At 61.0% G+C, this 19,944-nt stretch carries 16 protein-coding genes; 6 read left to right on the plus strand and 10 right to left on the minus strand.

The window, feature by feature from the left end; genetic code table 11:
- Positions 1-6 precede the first annotated feature (6 nt).
- The 3 genes from GWQ27_RS17420 to GWQ27_RS17430 are packed head-to-tail and all read left to right on the plus strand — an operon-like array spanning position 7 to position 4,869.
- On the plus strand, positions 7-1,071 hold the full coding sequence (locus GWQ27_RS17420) for an ATP-binding SpoIIE family protein phosphatase (RefSeq protein ID WP_275907888.1): 1,065 nt from the start codon (positions 7-9) through the stop codon (positions 1,069-1,071).
- Entirely contained in the window at positions 1,072-3,738 is a 2,667-nt protein-coding gene (locus GWQ27_RS17425; protein WP_275907889.1) for a response regulator, read from the plus strand.
- A gap of 9 nt (positions 3,739-3,747) precedes the next feature.
- Complete coding sequence (locus GWQ27_RS17430; RefSeq protein WP_275907890.1) at positions 3,748-4,869, plus strand: two-component system response regulator; 1,122 nt, start codon at positions 3,748-3,750, stop codon at positions 4,867-4,869.
- Here the strand turns inward: GWQ27_RS17430 and GWQ27_RS17435 are convergent.
- Positions 4,866-5,546 carry an adenine nucleotide alpha hydrolase gene (locus GWQ27_RS17435; protein WP_270687695.1) on the minus strand — a complete coding sequence of 227 codons (681 nt, stop codon included), beginning with the start codon at positions 5,544-5,546 and terminating at the stop codon, positions 4,866-4,868. The two genes, GWQ27_RS17430 and GWQ27_RS17435, sit on opposite strands and share 4 nt — an antisense overlap.
- Positions 5,547-5,727: 181 nt before the next feature.
- Between GWQ27_RS17435 and GWQ27_RS17440 the strand changes: the two genes are divergently transcribed.
- The 3 genes from GWQ27_RS17440 (at position 5,728) to GWQ27_RS17450 (ending at position 8,271) form a co-directional block, all read left to right on the plus strand.
- The gene (locus tag GWQ27_RS17440) at positions 5,728-7,044 is read left to right on the plus strand and encodes an MFS transporter (RefSeq protein ID WP_275907891.1); all 1,317 of its coding nucleotides are present in this window, start codon (positions 5,728-5,730) and stop codon (positions 7,042-7,044) included.
- A gap of 143 nt (positions 7,045-7,187) precedes the next feature.
- Positions 7,188-7,904, plus strand: a complete 717-nt coding sequence (locus GWQ27_RS17445; RefSeq protein ID WP_005316335.1) for a MarC family NAAT transporter — start codon at positions 7,188-7,190, stop codon at positions 7,902-7,904.
- A 163-nt stretch (positions 7,905-8,067) separates the two neighbouring features.
- Complete coding sequence (locus GWQ27_RS17450) at positions 8,068-8,271, plus strand: hypothetical protein (protein ID WP_170321042.1); 204 nt, start codon at positions 8,068-8,070, stop codon at positions 8,269-8,271.
- A 125-nt stretch (positions 8,272-8,396) separates the two neighbouring features.
- Here GWQ27_RS17450 and tldD read toward each other — a convergent pair whose 3' ends face one another.
- The 9 genes from tldD to GWQ27_RS17495 all read right to left on the minus strand — a co-directional run bounded on the left by tldD (position 8,397) and on the right by GWQ27_RS17495 (position 19,774).
- Positions 8,397-9,845 (minus strand): metalloprotease TldD, encoded by a 1,449-nt coding sequence (gene tldD, locus GWQ27_RS17455; RefSeq protein WP_058394778.1) that lies wholly within the window; start codon positions 9,843-9,845, stop codon positions 8,397-8,399.
- Positions 9,846-9,930: 85 nt separating this feature from the next.
- On the minus strand, positions 9,931-10,764 hold the full coding sequence (locus GWQ27_RS17460; RefSeq protein ID WP_275907892.1) for a carbon-nitrogen hydrolase family protein: 834 nt from the start codon (positions 10,762-10,764) through the stop codon (positions 9,931-9,933).
- A 29-nt stretch (positions 10,765-10,793) separates the two neighbouring features.
- Positions 10,794-11,114 (minus strand): Dabb family protein, encoded by a 321-nt coding sequence (locus tag GWQ27_RS17465; protein WP_275907893.1) that lies wholly within the window; start codon positions 11,112-11,114, stop codon positions 10,794-10,796.
- A 49-nt stretch (positions 11,115-11,163) separates the two neighbouring features.
- On the minus strand, positions 11,164-15,063 hold the full coding sequence (locus GWQ27_RS17470) for a YhdP family protein (RefSeq protein ID WP_275907894.1): 3,900 nt from the start codon (positions 15,061-15,063) through the stop codon (positions 11,164-11,166).
- Positions 15,064-16,533 carry a ribonuclease G gene (gene rng, locus GWQ27_RS17475; protein WP_005316349.1) on the minus strand — a complete coding sequence of 490 codons (1,470 nt, stop codon included), beginning with the start codon at positions 16,531-16,533 and terminating at the stop codon, positions 15,064-15,066.
- Between the two features lie 94 nt (positions 16,534-16,627).
- Complete coding sequence (locus GWQ27_RS17480) at positions 16,628-17,215, minus strand: Maf family protein (protein WP_058394774.1); 588 nt, start codon at positions 17,213-17,215, stop codon at positions 16,628-16,630.
- Positions 17,216-17,315: 100 nt separating this feature from the next.
- The gene (gene mreD, locus GWQ27_RS17485) at positions 17,316-17,801 is read right to left on the minus strand and encodes a rod shape-determining protein MreD (protein WP_005316354.1); all 486 of its coding nucleotides are present in this window, start codon (positions 17,799-17,801) and stop codon (positions 17,316-17,318) included.
- Positions 17,801-18,691, minus strand: a complete 891-nt coding sequence (gene mreC, locus GWQ27_RS17490; RefSeq protein ID WP_159165191.1) for a rod shape-determining protein MreC — start codon at positions 18,689-18,691, stop codon at positions 17,801-17,803. The genes mreD and mreC overlap by 1 nt, the downstream gene beginning before the upstream one ends.
- A gap of 42 nt (positions 18,692-18,733) precedes the next feature.
- Positions 18,734-19,774, minus strand: a complete 1,041-nt coding sequence (locus GWQ27_RS17495) for a rod shape-determining protein (protein WP_005308111.1) — start codon at positions 19,772-19,774, stop codon at positions 18,734-18,736.
- Between the last annotated feature and the right edge of the window lie 170 nt (positions 19,775-19,944).

Below are 19,944 nucleotides of genomic sequence, written 5' to 3' on the forward strand. Positions count from 1 at the left end.
ACCGCCATGATGCAAGAGCATGCGACTCAGGAGGCCAACTATCCGCTGCGCCACGATATCGATCTGCACCTGACGGTGATGGCGGTGCGTCGACTCCCCTATATCGCCAGCCTGTCTGACGTGGATCGTGCCATGCTCTCCACCGTGGTTTCCGAGCTTGGCAGCAACATCCTGAAATACGCCGGGCAGGGAGAGATCACCCTGATCCTCCATCACCCCAAGGGACGAGCCTGCATCGACATCATCGCCCGTGACAAGGGGCCCGGCATACCGGATGTGCATCAGGCCCTGCAGGATCACTACAGCACCTCGGGCACCCTGGGGCTGGGGCTGCCCGGCGTGCGGCGCATGATGTCAGAGCTCACCATAAGCACACCGCCGGAAGGGGGCACCCTGGTGCAGGCTCGCAAGTGGCTGGGCTCGGCACCCTCGACGATACGCCTCACTATGCCAACCCAGCCATGGGGTCAGCCTGGTTTGAAACTGGCATGGGCCAGCGAAAACAGGCCCTGCTATCCGGAAAAGGTCTCCGGCGATCTGGTCTTTATCCGTCCCTCCCCCGACGGCGTCTTGCTGGTGCTGATCGATGTCAGCGGCCACGGCACCTCGGCCAACAAGCTGGCACTGACACTGGAAGAGGCGCTGCAAAACACCCATGAGCAGGAGCCGGCACCTCTGCTTCAGCTGTTGCATCAACACTGCATCGGTACCCGGGGAGCGGCAGCTGGCATAGCCCTGGTCAACAGTGACCGGGGGGAACTGAGCTACGCCGGTATCGGCAACACCCGCATCTGTCTGCGCGGCCATGACCTCTGGCGCGGCATCTCCCGCGATGGAGTGCTGGGGGAGCGCTTCCCCACCCCCTTGCTGCAACGCCAGCCCATGGAGCCGGGGGATGTGCTGATGCTCTATTCGGATGGCATCAGCGAGTCGCTCAACCTGCGTGACGGCGCACTGGATCTGGGGGCGGATCCCGCCATCCTGGCCCGTCAAGTCATGGACCACAGCGGCCGCAGCACGGACGATGCGAGTTGTATCGTGTTGCGGGTACAACCGGAGAAGGAGCGCTAGATGCGGCAGCGGATCGGTGATATCAGGCTCTCTGGCCCGGCGGCAGCCCTCACCGCCAGACGCAAGGTGATCCAGGTGCTCACCTGCATCGACAAGAACCCCACCTTCGTGGCGCCGCTGGCGGGTACCACCTCGGAGCTGGTACGCCAGCTGACGGCGACCACCGACTCGCTGCAACTCCAGCTGTGGCTGGAGAGCCATACGCAGGAGCTGTGGGTCTCCCTCTCTGCGGACGAGCCACTGGAGCACAGTCCATCCGGCGCTGGCCATGGCAACATCCGGCTGGTTCCTCACTCTGACACTGACATCGCCCTGGTGTGCCACCTGCCGCACTGGCCCGATGACGCTCTGCTGTTGCAGATGCAGCAGCAGTTCGCCGAACCGACCCGGGATGAGCTGTTCGCCGTGATGCAGACCAAGAATCAGGAGCTGGAGCAGGCCTATGAGCTGGCAGAAAGCGCGACCCGGGCCAAGAGCGATTTTCTCGCCAACATGAGCCACGAGATCCGCACCCCCATGAACGCCATCCTGGGCATGGCCCACCTCGCCCTGCAAACCCGGCTCGATCCGCAGCAAGCCGACTATGTGGGCAAGATCCAGCGCTCGGCCCAGCACCTGCTCGGCATCATCAACGATATCCTCGACTTCTCCAAGATAGAGGCAGGCAAGCTGGATCTGGAACAGATCGAGTTCGATCTCGACCATGTGCTGGAAAATCTGGCGACTCTGGTGGGCGAGAAGGCCGAAGCCAAGGGCATAGAGCTGCTGTTCGAGGTCGACCACCAGCTCGACACCCTGCTCTATGGCGATCCCCTCCGGCTCGGCCAGATCCTGATCAACTACGCCAACAATGCGGTCAAATTCACCGAGCAGGGGGAGATACTGGTCAAGGTCACTTGCCTGGAGAAACTGCCGAAGGAGGTGCTGCTGCACTGTTCGGTACAGGACACGGGAATCGGCATGAGCCAGGAGCAGCAGCAACGGCTGTTCCAGTCTTTCCAGCAGGCGGACAGCTCCACTACCCGCAAATACGGCGGCACCGGCCTCGGGCTCGCCATCTCCCGCGAACTGGCTGCACTGATGGGGGGTGAGGTCGGCGTGCAGAGCGAACCGGGCAAGGGAAGCACCTTCTGGTTTACCGCCCGACTCGGCCGTGGCAGATACAGATCACGCTATCTGCCGAGTCTGGACCTGCGTGGGCGCCGCATGCTGGTAGCCGACGACAGTGCCAGCGCCCGCACCATACTGGCTGCCCTGCTGCGCAGCATGAGCTTCCTGGTGGACACCGCCGAATCGGGTCAGCAGGCCTTGCAGATGATCGCCAGCGCCGAGCAGGAAGGTAACGCTTATGAGGTGGTGCTGCTGGATTGGCACATGCCGGGGCTGGACGGCATAGAGACGGGTCGCCGCCTCATCGCCCGCGGTCTTGGCAAGCGGCTCTATCGGGTCATGGTGACGGGTTATGGGCGGGAAGAGGTCTTTCGCGAAGCCCAGTCCGCCGGTTTTGACCGGGTGCTGGTCAAGCCGGTGTGTGCCTCAGTACTGTTCGATACCATCATAGGACTGTTTGGCCATCAAACCACGGCGATAACCTTGAAGACCCCCCAGCCCACCCACAACTATCGCTTCGACGGACTCCGCATACTGCTGGCAGAAGACAACGAACTGAACCAGCAGGTGGCGATGGAGCTGCTGCGAGCGGTGGGAGCCGACGTCAGCATCGCCGGCAATGGCGCTATTGCCCTGCAAATGGCGGCGCAACAGCCATACGACCTGATCCTGATGGACATGCAGATGCCGGTGATGGATGGACTGGCCGCCACCCGTCAACTGCGCGAACAGGAAGACGCGGGGCAGCACATCCCCATCCTGGCGATGACGGCCAATGTCATGGCCGGTGACAGAGAGCGCTGCCTGGCAGCGGGCATGGATGACCACATCGCCAAGCCCATCGACCCCGACAAGCTCTATGCCGCCCTGCTGCGCTGGGTGCCCGCCTTCAGCCGTGAAACCGATGCAACACGCAAGACTTCACCCTCACCACAGGACCTGCCCTTGCTGCCGCAGCTAAAGGCGCTCGGGCTCAATGTCGAGGCGGCCCTGCAACGGCTGATACACAACTGGGAGTGGTATCAGGACCTGCTGCAACGGTTTGCCCAACAAGGAACCCAACCCATGCAGAGCCTGATCACCGCCCTGCAGACAGACGACAGGGAGGAAGCCCATCGGCAAGCCCATACCCTCAAAGGGATTGCCGCCACTCTGGGCGCCGATCCACTGCGAGATATCTCGGCCAAGCTGGAGAGTGCGCTCTCCCGCGGAGACGACACCACCAGCCTGCTACCGCTGGCCGAACAGGGGCTGCAGATGCAACAGCAACTGAGCGATGGCGTGCTGGCCCTGCTGCCCACCCAGACAGCCCCGGACCTGCCGGAGCAAGAGCCAACAAACATAGCGCCCCTGCTGGCGCAGCTGACCCAACTGCTGGTGGAAGATGATGCAGAGGCACTGACCCTGTTCCAGCAACATCAGAAACAGCTGACTGGACAGCTGGGAGAAACAGCATCGACGATGGCAGACGCCATGACCCGCTTCCGTTTTACGGATGCACTGGCACACCTGCAACAAGTCCGGGCCCTCAGGCCCGATCTGTTCAACCAAGAGTGAGGCACCACTATGCTCAACTTGCTGGATCCCGACACCAAACCCACCCTGCTGGTGGTCGATGACACCCCTGAAAACCTCTCCCTGCTCAGCGCCCTGCTGGGCCCGCACTATCGGGTCAAGGTGGCCATCAGTGGCCAGCGGGCGCTGGAGATACTGTCATCAGGCACCCGGGTGGATCTGATCCTGCTCGATGTGGTGATGCCCCAGATGGATGGCTATCAGGTGATGCAGGCACTGCAGGAGATGCCGCAGGCATGGCATATTCCGGTGATTTTCCTGACCGCCAAGGTAGAGGAGAGCGCAGAAGCGCACGGACTGGCACTCGGCGCCGTGGACTATATCCACAAGCCTATCTCTCCCGCCATCGTACTGGCCCGCGTCAGAAACCACCTTGAGCTGAAAGCTGCACGGGATCTGCTCCATGACCAAAACGCCTATCTGGAACAGGAGGTGGAACGGCGCACCCGTGAAAACGAGCTGATCCAGAACATCACCATTCACTCCCTCGCCTCTCTGGCCGAGACCCGGGACAACGAGACCGGCAACCACATACTGCGCACCCAGCACTATGTGAAGCTATTGGCGGAAACCCTGTGCGATCACCCTCGCTTTCGTGCAGAGCTGACCCCCAAGACCATAGATCTGCTGTTCAAGTCTGCCCCCCTGCACGATATCGGCAAGGTCGGCGTACCGGACCGGATCCTGCTCAAACCCGGCAAGCTGGATGCGGATGAGTTCACCCAGATGAAGCACCACTCCATCCTTGGCAAGGAGGCCATAGTCCACGCCGAGGAAGCGCTGGGAGTGGAGGTCGAGTTTCTGCGGCTGGCCAAGGAGATCGCCTGCTACCACCACGAGAAATGGGATGGCACCGGCTACCCCTACGGTCTGATGGGGGATGAAATCCCCCTGTCGGCCCGACTGATGGCACTGGCAGATGTGTACGATGCCCTCATCAGCAAGCGGTGTTACAAGGCGGCCATGTCCCATACGGAGGTGGTCCCCATCATATTGGCGGGACGCAGCAGTCACTTCGATCCCGACATCACGGATGCCTTCGCCCGCATCCACCTGCTGTTTCACGAAATTGCACTGCGCTACAACGATGACAAGGAGACCAACCTCGACTAGGCGGCGGAGTCCGCAGGCAACAAGTCAGTGAAGATGAAGCCGTCCCGCTCCACCGTCTCTCCCACGTACATCGTCAACGGGCGCAGAAACATGGGACCATCATAGGCCAGGGTGTGAAACTCGCCGTTCTCGCCGCACGGATCCACCCCCTGCGGCAAGGCCGCCAGCAGGGCAGGATCGAAATCGTGACCGCCCAGGCTGGCATCCAGCTTTTTCGGGTCCAGGGAGCTGATCCTGGCCCTCAGCCCCGCCGCCATCATCTGCCGAGCCAGCTCGTCCGTCTTGCTGCCCCACAGCGGGAACAAGGGCTCTATGCCCGTTCCCACCAGCTGTTTCTCCCGATAGGCGCGCACATCCTCGAGGAAGAGGTCGCCAAACGCCATGTGGCGGATCCCCTGCGCCACCACGCTCGCGATGAAATCGGTCATGATGCGGGAGTAATCCTCATTGGTGCAGGGCCAGGGCAGATCGAGGGTAGTCAGCGGCAACCCCACACACTCGGCCTGCTGCATCAGCAACTGCTTGCGCACTCCGTGCATGGCCACCCGCTCGAAAGCCTGATTGAGGGTGGTAAACAGCCCCACTACCTCGATGGCCGGATCCTGCTGCAATTTGTGCAGTGCCCAGGCGCTGTCCTTGCCACTGCTCCAGGAGAGCAGCACCTTTTTCTTCGTCATGATTTCTCCCACTGTCTCTTCGTCATGATGTTGCCGGTCTTGCTGCACCAAAAAGCTGCAAGACTGTATTGCGAATTGTGCGATTTACATACCGGGATGCAAAAGCATACCCTCGGTAATGAGCGTCTCCCCTGAAAGGATGGGGAACAATAACTAAAAAAACGATGGGAAACATAAGGATATGACGACAGTCACGCAAGCTTACGACCACAGCCGCCCCCTCAACCGACAGGATTACAAGACACTGAGCCTGGCAGCCCTCGGCGGAGCCCTCGAATTCTACGACTTTATCATCTTCGTCTTCTTCGCCGTGGTGATCGGCGAGCTGTTCTTCCCGGCCGATATTCCCGAGTGGCTGCGCCAGTTCCAGACCTTCGGCATCTTCGCCGCCGGCTATCTGGCTCGCCCCCTTGGCGGCATCATCATGGCCCATTTTGGCGATCTCATCGGCCGCAAGCGGATGTTTACCCTGAGCATACTGCTGATGGCGCTGCCCACCCTGATGATCGGCCTTTTGCCCACCTATGCGGTACTGGGCATAGGTGCACCGCTGGCCCTGCTGGGTTTGCGCATCCTGCAAGGAGCCGCCATCGGTGGTGAAGTACCGGGCGCCTGGGTGTTCGTGGCGGAGCATGTGCCCGCCCGCCGGGTCGGGCTCGCCTGTGGCACCCTCACCGCCGGGCTGACTGCCGGCATACTGCTCGGCTCCCTCATCGCCACCGCGGTCAACAAGAACCTGACTCCGGCCGAGGTGAGTGAATGGGGCTGGCGGGTTCCCTTCCTGCTGGGGGGTATCTTTGGCATAGTCGCCATGTATCTGCGCCGCTGGCTGCATGAAACCCCTGTCTTTGCCGAAATGCAGGCCAACAAGGCGCTGGCAGAGGAGCTGCCGCTCAAGACGGTGCTGCGCAGCCACAAGGGCAGCGTGGTGATCTCCATGCTGCTGACCTGGCTGCTCTCCGCCGGTATCGTGGTGGTGATACTGATGACCCCCGCCTATCTGCAGAAGGTACATGGCATCAGCCCGGCCGATGCCCTGACTGCCAACTCTCTGGCCATCCTGGCCCTGACCCTGGGCTGCATCGTCTATGGCAGGCTGATCGATGCCCTCGGCAGCGGCCCCACCTTCATGCTGGGCTCATTGCTGCTGGCAGGTTCCAGCTACGCCTTCTATCACGGTCTGGTAGCGGGCACAGAGCAGCTGGTGCCGCTCTACATGCTGGCGGGCTTCGCGGTCGGAATTGTCGGGGCCGTGCCCTACGTCATGGTCAACGCCTTCCCGGCGGTAGTGCGCTTCTCGGGATTGTCGTTCTCCTACAACGTGGCCTACGCCATCTTCGGCGGCCTCACCCCCATGCTGGTGACCCTGTGGATGAAGAACGACGTACTGGCGCCCTCCCACTATGTGGTGAGCCTGTCGGCACTGGGCTTTGCCATCGGTGTGCTGCTGTGGCTGCAACAGCGCAACCAGCGGCAGACGGCGCCACAAGCCGCCTGACCAACGAAAAAGCCCCGGACATCTTCGGGGCTTTTTTATTGTCCTTGTGTTCAGTACGGCCGACATAGGATAGCCTCCCCCCTTAGGGCCAGGCGAATACCTGGCTCCAGACTGTCACCCAATTCCGTTATCCGAGGCTCAAGATGTTCTTTCAAGTCGTATTTCTCGCCTTGCTGGCGCTGCTGCCCATGGTCAACCCGCCAACCACGGCCACCCTGCTATTGGGGCTGAGCAAGGGCATGTCGCGGGAGCATGTGCGCCGCCAGGTCAACCTGGCGGCTATCTATCTGTTTTTCACCCTCTGCATCACCTTCTTTATCGGCTCCTCCATTCTGGATCTGTTCGGGATATCCATTCCGGGCTTGCGGCTGGCAGGGGGTCTCATCATCGGCTTTATCGGCTTTCGCATGCTGTTCCCAGCCCCCAGTCAGACCAACGGGGTCGATATCAACCAGAGCATCGCCTTCGTGCCACTGACCATGCCCAGCATGTGCGGGCCGGGTACCATGGCGCTGGTGATCAGCGGGGCAGCCCAGATTGCCGAGCTGCCCGACGAGTACAACCGCCTCACCATCTACGGCGCCATGGTCACAGCGTTTGCCCTGATGAGTCTGATCAGCTGGGGCGTATTGAAGCTGGCGGATCCGGTCTGCAAGATCCTCGGCGCCACCGGCATCGATGCCATGACCCGGATCATGGGTTTTCTGCTGGTGTGCATGGGCATGCAATTCTGTATCAACGGCATCAAGGAAGTGGCACAGGATCCTGTCTTCCACGGCGCACACTCGATACACACCACGCCTTCCTTGCCATCCCTGCCAGACACTCCTGATCAACGACAGGAGCCGCGCCACCCCTGACTGAAAACGGTGTCAAAAAGCCTCGAAAATCGTCACTGATCTTGCGCTTGATCATGTTACTGACACACAAATGAGTTAGTGTGTTTTTCATACAGATTCGGTTCAGAGATCAGTTGTTAGGTTTGCAGGCAGGCGCCCACTTACTTCAGGAGATGTGCAAATGATGGAAAAGATGCTGACCGAAATTGGAAGCTACAGCCTGTTTCATGAATATCTGAATGTAGTTGGTGTAGCCAGCCCAGCCCTGGCCCGGATCAAAACCCGATGGGAGTACAAAAAAAGCGATCGTCTGGTGGCCCAAATCAGGGTCGACCAACAAGGCAATGCCCGCTTCTACATCGATGCCAGAGCCATATCGGTCAACTGACACTGTCACCCGTATCCAGCAGCCCCGGCCAGTCGCCGGGGCTTTTTGTTGTCTGGCTTGCACTACCCAAAACAATGACCCCGGCACATGGCCGGGGTCATTGACAACATAGTGGGTTAAACCCCTTACTGGGTGCCGCCCACTGTGAGTTGATCCAGCTTGAGTGTGGGCTGGCCGACACCGACCGGCACGCTCTGCCCCTCTTTGCCGCAGACGCCGACACCACGATCCAGTGCCAGATCACTGCCCACCATGGAAACCAGACTCATGGCTTCCGGACCATTGCCTATCAGGGTCGCGCCCTTGATGGGGGTGGTGATCTTGCCATCCTCGATGAGGTAGGCCTCGGAGGCGGAGAAGACAAACTTGCCGGAAGTGATATCCACCTGACCACCGCCGAAGTTGGGAGCATAGATACCCTTCTTCACCGAAGCGATGATCTCCGCCGGATCGTACTGACCCGCCAGCATATAGGTGTTGGTCATGCGTGGCATCGGCATGGCGGCGTAGGATTCGCGACGGCCGTTACCTGTGAGCGGAACCCCCATCAGGCGGGCGTTCTGTTTGTCCTGCAAGTAACCCTTGAGGATACCGTTCTCGATCAAGACGTTGTAGCCGCCCGGCGTCCCTTCGTCATCGATGGAGACGGAGCCGCGCCGACCCGGCAGTGTGCCGTCATCGACTATGGTGCAGTGCTTGGAGGCCACCTGTTCGCCGATACGGCCGGCAAATGCAGACGAGCCCTTGCGGTTGAAGTCCCCCTCCAGGCCGTGGCCCACGGCCTCGTGCAGCAGCACGCCGGGCCAGCCGGCACCGAGTACCACCGGCATGGTGCCAGCGGGAGCATCAATGGCCTCCAGGTTGACCAGCGCCTGACGCACGGCCTCGCGCACATAGCCAAAGGCGCGGCTCTCCAGCCCGTCCAGCTCCAGGAAATAGTCATAACCACAACGACCACCACCACCGGCGCTGCCACGCTCGCGGCGCTCGCCTTTCTCGGCGATGACGGTCACCGACAGCCGAACCAGGGGGCGTATGTCAGCAGCGAGCGTACCGTCGGTGGCTGCCACCAGTATCTCTTCATAGACACCGCTGATGGAGGCCATCACCTGATTGATAACGGGATCAAGACTGCGGGCAAACTTGTCCATCTGCTCCAGCAAGGCAATCTTCTGGTGCTTGTCGAGGGTCTGCAGGGGATCCATGGCCGGATAGAGCAGGTTGGCCTCTGTACGAGCCCAGGCCTTCACCTTGCCCTGAGCACCGGCAGCGGCAATGCCGCGGGCAGCCGTGACCGACTGTTGCAGCGCCAGCAGGCTCAGCTCGTCGGAGTAGGCAAAGCCGGTTTTCTCGCCACTGACGGCGCGTACCCCGACCCCTTGGTCGATGTTGTAGCTGCCATCCTTGACGATACCGTCCTCCAGCATCCAGGACTCGTGCCAGCTGCGCTGGAAATAGAGATCGCCGAACTCCACCTGGTGGCTCATCAGGCTGCCGAGCAGCTGCTGCAGCCGCCCTTCGTCGAGGTCGTTCGGGGCCAACAGGGAGGCACTAACCTGGCTCAATAGACTCAATCTTTCTCTCCACTCCCGATCCGGGATTTCACAATAAGATCCCATGCCATAGGCGGCATGGGTCAGCACGCGGGGCGTGCCTTGTTCATTCGTTGTCAGAGACCTGACCCGCCGACAACAGGCGGGCGTGCTGCAGCACTGGCATGGTTCGCTTCAATTCGTCGCCCAGCTCGGGATCCATGGCAGCCAACACGGTCGCGCGGCCCGACGGCTGGCATGCCAGCACCCTGCCCCAAGGGTCGATCACCATGCTGTGGCCCCAGGTATGGCGCCCGGTTTCATGGGTGCCCCCCTGATTGGCAGCCACCACATAGCACTGATTTTCGATGGCGCGGGCCCGCAGCAGCGGCTCCCAGTGCGCCTCGCCGGTCACGGCAGTAAAGGCGGCAGGCACCAGCAACACCCTGGCACCGGCGCGTGCCAGCTGGCGATAGAGTTCAGGAAAGCGCAAATCATAACAGATAGAGAGGCCGAGGGGACCAAAGGGGGAGTCTATCAGCACGCAGTCCTGACCAGGACTGAACGTCTCCGACTCCCGATAGCGTCCCTGATTGTCGGCCACGTCCACATCGAACAGGTGGATCTTGTGGTAATGACCCCTGAGCTCCCCTGCCGGGTCAAACACCAGCGAGCTGGTATGGATATGGTCTGAACCTGCGATAGTAGTGGGCATGGCACCAGCCACCAGCCAGATGCCGTACTCTTTGGCCCAGGCAGCCAGTTGCTGCTGGATAGGCCCCTCACCGATCCGTTCAGCGCCATCGAGATAGCCCTGCCGCTCGCCAAACAGGGCAAAGTTTTCCGGCAGCAGTACCAGCAAGGGACGCTCGGCTGGCAGCGCCGCCAGCTCGGCGGCGATCTGCTCCCGGTTATCCTGCCAGTGACGGCCTGATACCAGCTGCATTGCGGCTAACCACATGACGCGCTCCTTGTCCTTGGTGCAAGCCGTCAGAGGCTGACAGCGTCTTTGGCTTGCAGTGTGTAGTCCAGCACTATGATACGGTCCAGCACGGGACGAAAAATGGCCTTGAGGGCCTCGTGATCCGGATGGGGCAGGTAACGCTGACGGGCCGCCTCGTCCGCAAAGGTCATCAAGACGCTGTGGGTAAAGCCTTCGGCGCGCCCCTCGGGGCTGTCATTCTGCCCCCACTCGACCGCCACCACGCCATTGACCCTGGCGGGTATGCCGAGAAAAGCCGCCCTGACAGCGGCAATATCGTCAGCCTGGGTGCCCGCTTTGAAGGCAATCAGCAGAATATGTCGGATCATGGCTCTCTCCTTGAGCGTAAGCAGGTCGAAATAAGGGATGGCGCCAGCATCAGGGCTGACGCGGGCTACCCGGTTGTGAATTCAGCAGGAAGGGGGTGACTTCGGCGGCAGGCAACTTGGGCGCCACCGTATCCACCGCCTGTTTCTGCTGCTGGTTGAGCTTGATGCGGGCTCTATCTCGTCCGGCCTCGATCAGCTTGGGATTGTCCAGCGGCCCTTCAACCCGAAAATCGATGCGGGTCACCACATCCACCACTGGCTCCAGCAGTTTGGAGAGTGCCAGCACATAAAGACCCGTGATCGGCGTCAGCGAGAAGGCCGCCACCACCGGCAGGGTGCCGCCCAGATTGGGGGAGAAACTCAGCTCGTAGTCAAGCCGCCAGCGCACCAGATCGGCGATGCCTTCACCACGCAGGTTGCCCGCAGCCCCCTTCATGTAGAAGTCCTTGTTATCCATCACCCCCTGCTTGATCTTGGCCGAGGCGGACATGGACTCGAAGTAGAAGCCCTTGTCGAATACATCGCGAAAATCGAGCCGCAACTTGCGCAGCAGGGAGTCGAGGCTGAGCAGGGAGAGCAATCGCGCACCCTTGTCATTGACCTCCCGCAGTGTGCCCCCTTCCAGTTGATAGTTGGCGCTGCCAGCCAGGGTCGGCAGGCTCAGTCGGTAGGGCACATCATTCCAGCTCAGATCCAGTGCCATCTTGCCAGGCGCATCGCCAATGGGTGAGGTATAGCCGATCCGTTTTAGAAGCAATTCACTGTTTTTACTGGTGATCTTGGCTCTGGCATGGGTTTGCATCCGGCCTGCCTCAGCAAGCCAATCCACTGTACCTGTCAGCTGGCTGCCCGCCAGCCGCATATCCAGCCCCTTGAGGGTCAGCTTGTTGGCCCCGGGGAGCAGCTCTCCCTTCACCTCGCCGAGCGGCAGTTCGCCGAAGCGGCAATCCACGCAACTGAAGGTGAGCCAGGGAATGGCATCCATGATGGCTTTGTCCTGCCGCGCATCAGGCTCTGGGCTCAGATCCGAACTCTTGCCGGACCAATGGATGCGAGCGAATTTGGCATCGATGGGCTGACGGTCAGTCACCGGCAGGCGGATCACCCCCATGACGTCCGGGCTGTCGATCATCACCTCTGTGGCGTCCTTGACCGGGCCTACGGTGAAGTGCACAGCCCTGAGATTGGCACTGCCGATATCGGCGCGGGCCAGCTGGCCATCCACCCACCACTCCTGCGGCAGGAAAGGAGGGCCAACCACGGCACTGCCGCTCGGCTCACTGCTCGCAGGCACCCACTGTTTGAGTCTGGCCAGCCAGCCAGCCACATCGGCCTGTTGCTGGTTGATGGCGAGCAGCATGGGCTTGTCACGCAGCACCCGTGCCCCCGGCTGGCCTATGTTCACCCTGACCCGGCTGAAGTAAGGAACCCCGTCCCCATAAACCAGTCGGCTCTGCAAATCCACATCGGCCCCCAGCACGGTGCGAATGTCGGCACTGCCGTCACGCCCGCGCACTGTCACCTTGAGCGGCAATCGGCTGTTGGCTACCTTGGTCAGGGGGAGCGGCAGATCCAGCGCCATGCCTTGCAGGTTGGAGTCCATCGCCAGCTGGAAGCTGAACGGTTTGTCATTGGGCAGGGTCAGCCCCAGGGTACCAGCCCAGTTGCTGCGCCCCTTGAGGATATCGAGGGCGGGGATCTTGCGCTGCTCGCGGCGGCTGTCCCACTGCCCCTTGAACTTGAGATCCACCTGATAGCGGTTCGGCAGCTGCTTGCCCTGATAATCCAGGGTCAGCGGCTGGTTCCACAGGCTGGCCTTGAGGTTGCTGAACCGGGTCTGCTCATTGTCATATTCGAGGCGCCCCTGTACCTGCTCCAGCGGCAGATCCAGGCTGGCGACCCGCACCTTGTTGTTGTTGAACAGGGCATCGCCGCTCGCCTTGACCTCGCTTTCACCATCGAGGGGAATATCCAGCTTGACCGACCCCTTGAGCGGGCCGCGGATCTCTATCTCACGCAGCGCCTGACCGACGGAATCCCCCAGCGGAGAGTCCTGCAAGTAGTCGCTGATGGCCTTGCCCTCACCTTCTACCTTGGCATCCACATAGAGATGGGCGCCGGGATAGAGATCCGGGATCCAGGCATGGACCGAATCGGAGCTGGCCTTGCCAAGGTGGGTGGAACGGCTGTTCATGTCGAGACTGGCGTTCTGGAACAGCAGATCGATCTGCAGGTCGGTGAGGGGTTGCCAACCGGGGAAGAACTGGAAAGTCGCCTGCTCGAGCGGAACCGCCACCTGGAAGATGCCCTCGCCCTTGCTGTAGGGGAAATCCTTGAACTCGCCGTACCAGAGCAGGTCGGCGCCCTTGGCCTGACCCCCCTTGATGGCGCCGCTCAGGTAATCCACCAGGCTCTTGTCCATCACCTGCAACGGGTAGTAGCGATCCGCATTGCCCGCATTCTTGACGTCGATGCGGCCTGTCAGCGCGAGGAAAGTATGTTCGAACAGATCCATCCTGAAGCGGCTGTCGAGGCGCAAATCCGGGTTGTCCAGCGCCACATCCTGACCATAGAGCACCCAGCCCTGCGGGACTTGCCACCAGTCGAGCCGTGCCGAGAAGCTGTCCACCGGGATCGGCTCCTTGAAGTGGCGGGCCGGATCCACCTTGTCATTGGCAAGGGCCAGTCGGGCACTGCCCCCCGTTGGGGTCAGCCAGAATTCGCCATTGAGATCCTGCACGCCGGGCACATCCTGCCAGGCGCTGACCTTGATGTGGGATAGCCGGCCGCTGAGAGAGAGCCCCCGCCAGCCGGCATCGGCCTGCAAAATGAGATCCTGCAGCTGACCCTTGGGCTGGGTACGCTTGAGGGTTTCGGTCAGTTCGGGGTAGAGACCCGATACCAGCTGGCTCAGGTTGGCGACCTGATCGAGGTCGATGGCAGGCACATAACCCTGGATGCGGGAGCCGATCCGCTCGAGCTGCAAGCGGCTGCGCAACCAGGGTTTGCCATCGAGCTTGAAGGTCATGTCATGGCTGGCGAGCTGCCACTCCTCACCATCCCGGCGCAGCTGGATCTTGCCACCCTGCAGGCCGAGACGGTGCATGACATCCTGCTTCTCATCCTTCCAGATCAGGTAGTTGTCGCCAAACGCCAGCAGGGACTCTCCCAGCTGGCCATCGGCAAATTCACTCCAGAGCTGGAAATCGAGCTGGCCAGCGACCTTGGGCTCACCGGCGTGGATCCGCGCCAGCATGGGGCTGACGTCGAACTGGCTGGCGCCGAGGTAGAGCTGGCCCCGCAAGCGATCGAACCGATCCTCTGGGGTATCCACATCCAGGATGAGATCTATGGTGCTCTCGCCCACCCCGTTGATGAGATAGGCCTTGCCGACCCCCTGATGGCGTTTGCCGCGGTTCTGCCAGCGCAGTTGGGCGATATCGAGGGCCCGCACCTCCCCCAGCGCCGTCGTCAGGCTGAGGCGGGTATCGTGAATATCGAAAGTGGAGAGCTGGGTGAGAAAAAAGCGCAGCAACGCCTGCTGCTGATCGACGCCGCCACCGGTATCGGGCTCGGCGGACCGGGCCAGATCCAGCGCTATGTCACCATCGCTCAGTATGAGCTGGCCGAACACAGGCCTGAGTTCATTGAGGGAGCGCCAGAAGTCGAGGTGAGCCCACACCTTGCCAAGACGCAGGGCGAAGCGACCCGAATCCGGCGCTATCACCAGCTGTTGCAGCTCGAGCGCCGGGCCACGCTGGGTCCAGTCCAGGCCTATGTGTTCAACACTGGCCTCCAGCTGATTGCCGGCCAGCAGGGCATCGAGCAGTGCCTGTCTGTGCTGATTGAGCAAGGGGCCACCAACGCGCACCAGACTGACCAGAATGGCCAGCAGCACGAAGAAGACCCCAAGGGCCAACCAGCCCCGACTCAACCAGCGATAGACCAATTACATCATCACCACGTCGAACTGCTCCTGACCACAGAGGGGCTCACTCACCACCCTGACCTGCTTGCCGATGAACACCTCCAGCTCGGCGAGACTGTGGGACTCCTCGCCGCGCAGATAGTCGATCACGGCCGGTGCGGCGTAAACGGTGAACTGATCCGCATCATAGGCGCGGTTGACCCGGATGATCTCCCGCAGGATCTCGAAACAGACCGACTCCACCGTCTTGACCCGACCGCGCCCCTTGCACTCGGGGCATTCGGAGCAGAGCACGTGCTCCAGGCTTTCGCGGGTGCGCTTGCGGGTCATCTCCACCAGACCAAGCTGGGAGAAACCGTTGACGTTGGTCTTGGCGCGATCCTTGGCCAGCGCCTGTTCCAGACTGTGCAGCACACGGCGACGATGATCTTCCGACTGCATGTCGATGAAATCGATGATGATGATGCCGCCGAGGTTGCGCAGGCGCAGGTGGCGGGCGATGGCCGCCGTCGCCTCGACGTTGGTATTGAAGATGGTCTCTTCCAGATTGCGATGACCCACAAAGGCGCCCGTGTTGATGTCCACAGTGGTCATGGCTTCGGTCTGGTCGATGATGAGGTAGCCGCCGGACTTGAGCTCTACCTTGCGTTCCAGCGCGCGCTGGATCTCGTTCTCCACATCGTAGAGATCGAAAATCGGCGACTCGCCCGGGTAATACTCCAGCTTGCCGGCCAGCTCGGGCACGTACTCCTCGGTGAAGCGTTTGAGCTGATCGAAGCTCTGGCGTGAATCGACCCGGATCTTGTCCAGTTCGGCACCGACGAAGTCGCGCACCACCCGAAACGCCAGGCTGGGATCCTCGTAGAGGATCTTGCAGGGAGGATACTTGTGCTTGCGCTCCAGGATCTTGCGCCACAGGCGTTTCAGGAAGGCGGCATCCTGCTCCAGCTCCTGCTCACCCACCCCTTCGGCGGCGGTACGGATGATGTAGCCCCCCAGATCGTCCACATAACCGGCCACGGTACGCTTGAGGCGCTCGCGCTCCGCTTCGGACTCGATACGCTGGGAGACACCGACGTGGGCGCTGCCTGGCATGAACACCAGATAGCGGGATGGCAGGGTAATGTCGGTGGTGAGGCGGGCCCCCTTGGTACCCAGCGGATCTTTCACCACCTGCACCATGATGTCCTGGCCCTGGCGCACCAGCTCGGCGATGTTGCCGGCCTGGAACTGCTCCTTCTCCTTCACCGCCACACACTCGGTGTGCGGCACTATGTCGGAAGCGTGCAGGAACGCAGCCTTGTCCATGCCGATATCGACGAAAGCCGCCTGCATGCCGGGCAGAACCCGACTGATCTTGCCTTTGTAGATATTGCCCACTATGCCACGCTTGGCCTGACGCTCTACGTGCACTTCCTGCAGCAGACCGTTTTCGACCAGGGCGACACGGGTTTCGGAGGGGGTGACGTTCACCAGCAGTTCTACCGACATAAGTTACCTTGCCTGTTCCAGTTTTGAATTCTATAAAGCCAATCCGGTACAACGCGCGCAAGGGAGAACGCAGCAGAGCACAGCTGACGAAAAATTATCGGACCTGTTCCAGATGATGCTTGATCAACAGATCCGTTTCCAGCAGGGGCAGACCGACAACGGCGCTGTAGCTCCCCTCAATCCGGCTGACAAACTTGCCGGCAATCCCCTGGATCGCATAGGCACCGGCCTTGTCGCAGGGCTCACCCGTGCGCCAGTAGGCTTCGATCTCGGCCTCATCCAGCTTGCGAAACGCCACATTGGTGGTGACCAGTCGCACATCGCAGCGATCCGGAGTGGCCAGCGCCACCGCCGTCATCACCTGATGCACCTTGCCGGAGAGCGCTTCCAGCATGTCTTTGGCGTCGAGCAGGTCGGAGGGCTTCTCGAGCACCCGATCACCCAGCACCACTATGGTGTCGGCACCCAGCACAGGCAGCATGGTCGGGGCGGCTGCCACCCCGGCCATCGCCTTGTCGCGGGCGAGGCGACAGACATAATCCTGTGCCTTTTCACCCTCTTCACGCCGCTCTGGCACGTCCAGTCTGAGTACCTCGAAACGGTAGCCCAGCTGGGCAAGCAGTTCATGGCGGCGGGGCGAGCCCGAGGCAAGATAGAGTTGCAGTTCGTTGTGCTTGTTCATATTCGCTTAATGAGATGAGGTAGAGTTGCAGTTCGCTGTGCTTATTCATATTCGCTTAATGAGCTGAGGTAAAGTTGTAGTTCGTTGTTTTTGCTCATATTCACTTGATATTGAAGCGACGGCGCACCTTGCGCAAGACCAGAAAAACCCAGGGCCATATTAGCATCGTGCTCAGGGTCGACCAAAAGTAGGCGAAATTGAGGCTGGCACGGCTGAACAGGTGCTCGGCCCAGAAGATGGTCACCTTGCCCACCAGCGAGAGACAGCCGATGATCAGCGCCTGTTGCCAGAGGGAGAAGTTGCGGATCTTCTGAAACTGGAAGGCCGCCAGATAGGTGGTGATGGCCATGGCCATGGCCCGCACGCCGAGCGTGCTGCCCAGCAGCACATCCAGCAGCAGGCCCGCCACCCAGGCTGAGCCGACGTTGGTGCGGTGCGGCAAGGCCAGCGCCCAGTAGATGAGCACCATGGCGAGCCAGTCCGGACGGAAGGGTTCAAATTGAAAGGGAAGCGGCAGGATCGACAGGCACAGAGCCAGCAGGATCGAGATCCAGATCCAGATCCTGCCGCTGGCGGGTTCTAGCATCAGGGTGTTGCTCCCGCTGCCGAGGTTGCCGGCGCGGCTGGCGCCACGTCATCATCATGCACATCCGGTTTCTTGTCGGTCCACAGCAAGAGCAGGTAGCGCAATCTGTCCAGCGCCACCAGCGGCTTGGCTTCGACCTGGGCGAAGGGTTTGCCCTCCACATAGTCGGAGCGGGTCACGGTCGCTACCGGATAACCTTCCGGGAAGCGGCCGCCGAGCCCGGAGGTGACCAGCAGATCGCCGACCTGCACATCTGTGTTGCGCGGCAGGTTGCGCAGCTCCAGCTTGTCCAGCTCGCCGCTGCCGGAGGCAATGGCGCGCAGGTCATTGCGCAGCACCCGCACCGGAATGCCGTGACTGGAGTCGGTCACAAGCAGGACGCGACTGGTGGTGGAACCCACGTGCAGCACCTGACCTATGACCCCCTGATCGTTGATCACCGGCTGGCCGTTATAGACACCGTCCAGCGCCCCCTTGTTGATCAGCACCTGATGGCTGAAGGGGTCGGAATCCACAGACAGCAGCTCGGCCACCATCTTGCGGGACTCCTTGTGCACCGGCGAACCGAGCAGCTCACGCAGACGCTGGTTCTCATGCTCCAGATGATCCATCTTGAGCAGGCGCGAACGCAGGGTGAACAGCTGCTGTTCCTGCTGCTTGGTCTGTTCGATAAGGCCTGCCCGGGTCTGCACCTGGGTCGACATGGTATCGAGCATGATACCTGGCGCATTGGCTATGTATTGCAGCGGGCTGACAAGGGAACTGAGGTAGACGCGGACGTGGGTAAACACACCGAAGCGGGAGTCCGCTACGATGGCAGCAATGGAGATGATGACGGCGAGAAACAACCGTAACTGAAGCGAAGGGCCTCTACCAAAAATGGGTTTCATGGGTCGTCAAAAAAGAGCCGGCGCGCTGGCCGGCTTTGGGTCTTATTCGTAGTGGAACAGGTCGCCACCGTGCATATCGATCAGCTCCAGCGCCTTGCCGCCGCCACGGGCCACACAGGTGAGGGGATCTTCGGCAACCACGACTGGTATGCCGGTCTCTTCCATCAGTAGACGGTCGATATCCTTCAGCAGTGCGCCACCACCGGTCAGCACCATGCCGCGCTCGGAGATGTCGGACGCCAGTTCCGGCGGAGACTGCTCCAGCGCCACCATAACGGCGGAGACGATACCGGACAGCGGCTCTTGCAGCGCTTCCAGGATCTCGTTGGAGTTGAGGGTGAAGCTGCGCGGCACACCTTCGGCCAGGTTGCGACCACGGACTTCGATCTCGCGCACCTCTTCGCCCGGATAGGCGGAGCCGATTTCGTGCTTGATGCGCTCGGCGGTCGCTTCCCCGATCAGGCTGCCGTAGTTGCGACGGACGTAGCTGATGATGGCTTCGTCAAATTTGTCGCCACCGATACGGACAGACTGGGAGTAAACCACGCCGTTCAGGGAGATGATGGCCACTTCAGTGGTGCCGCCACCGATATCGACCACCATGGAACCGGTCGCTTCGGAGACCGGCAAGCCGGCGCCGATGGCGGCAGCCATGGGTTCGTCGATCAGGTAAACCTCACGGGCGCCAGCGCCCAGTGCGGATTCCTTGATGGCGCGGCGTTCTACCTGGGTAGAGCCACACGGCACGCACACCAGCACACGGGGGCTGGGGCGGAAATAGTTGTTGTCGTGAACCTGCTTGATAAAGTGCTGCAACATCTTCTCGGTCACGTAGAAGTCGGCAATGACGCCGTCTTTCATCGGACGGATAGCGGAGATGTTGCCTGGGGTACGACCCAGCATCTGCTTGGCGGCATGACCGACGGCAGCGACCGATTTGGCGTTCCCGCGCTCTTGGCGAATGGCGACAACTGAGGGTTCGTTAAGGACGATCCCTTGATCTTTTACGTAGATCAGGGTGTTGGCAGTTCCCAAGTCGATCGACAGATCGTTGGAAAAGACGCCTCTGAGCTTTTTGAACATGGCTACGGGAAATCCTAAGAATTTGGAGGTGCAGAAAACCGGCTAACTTTACCAATGCCTACCCCAATGGGCAAGCGCTCAAACTGTCGCCAATCAATCAGTCGCGACAAAAATGCGAGTCATCACTCACTCGCACAGGCCGACGAACGCTAATAAACAAGAAAATAGGG

This window comes from Aeromonas sp. 5HA1 (genome assembly GCF_029237245.1).
GTDB lineage: Bacteria > Pseudomonadota > Gammaproteobacteria > Enterobacterales > Aeromonadaceae > Aeromonas > Aeromonas salmonicida.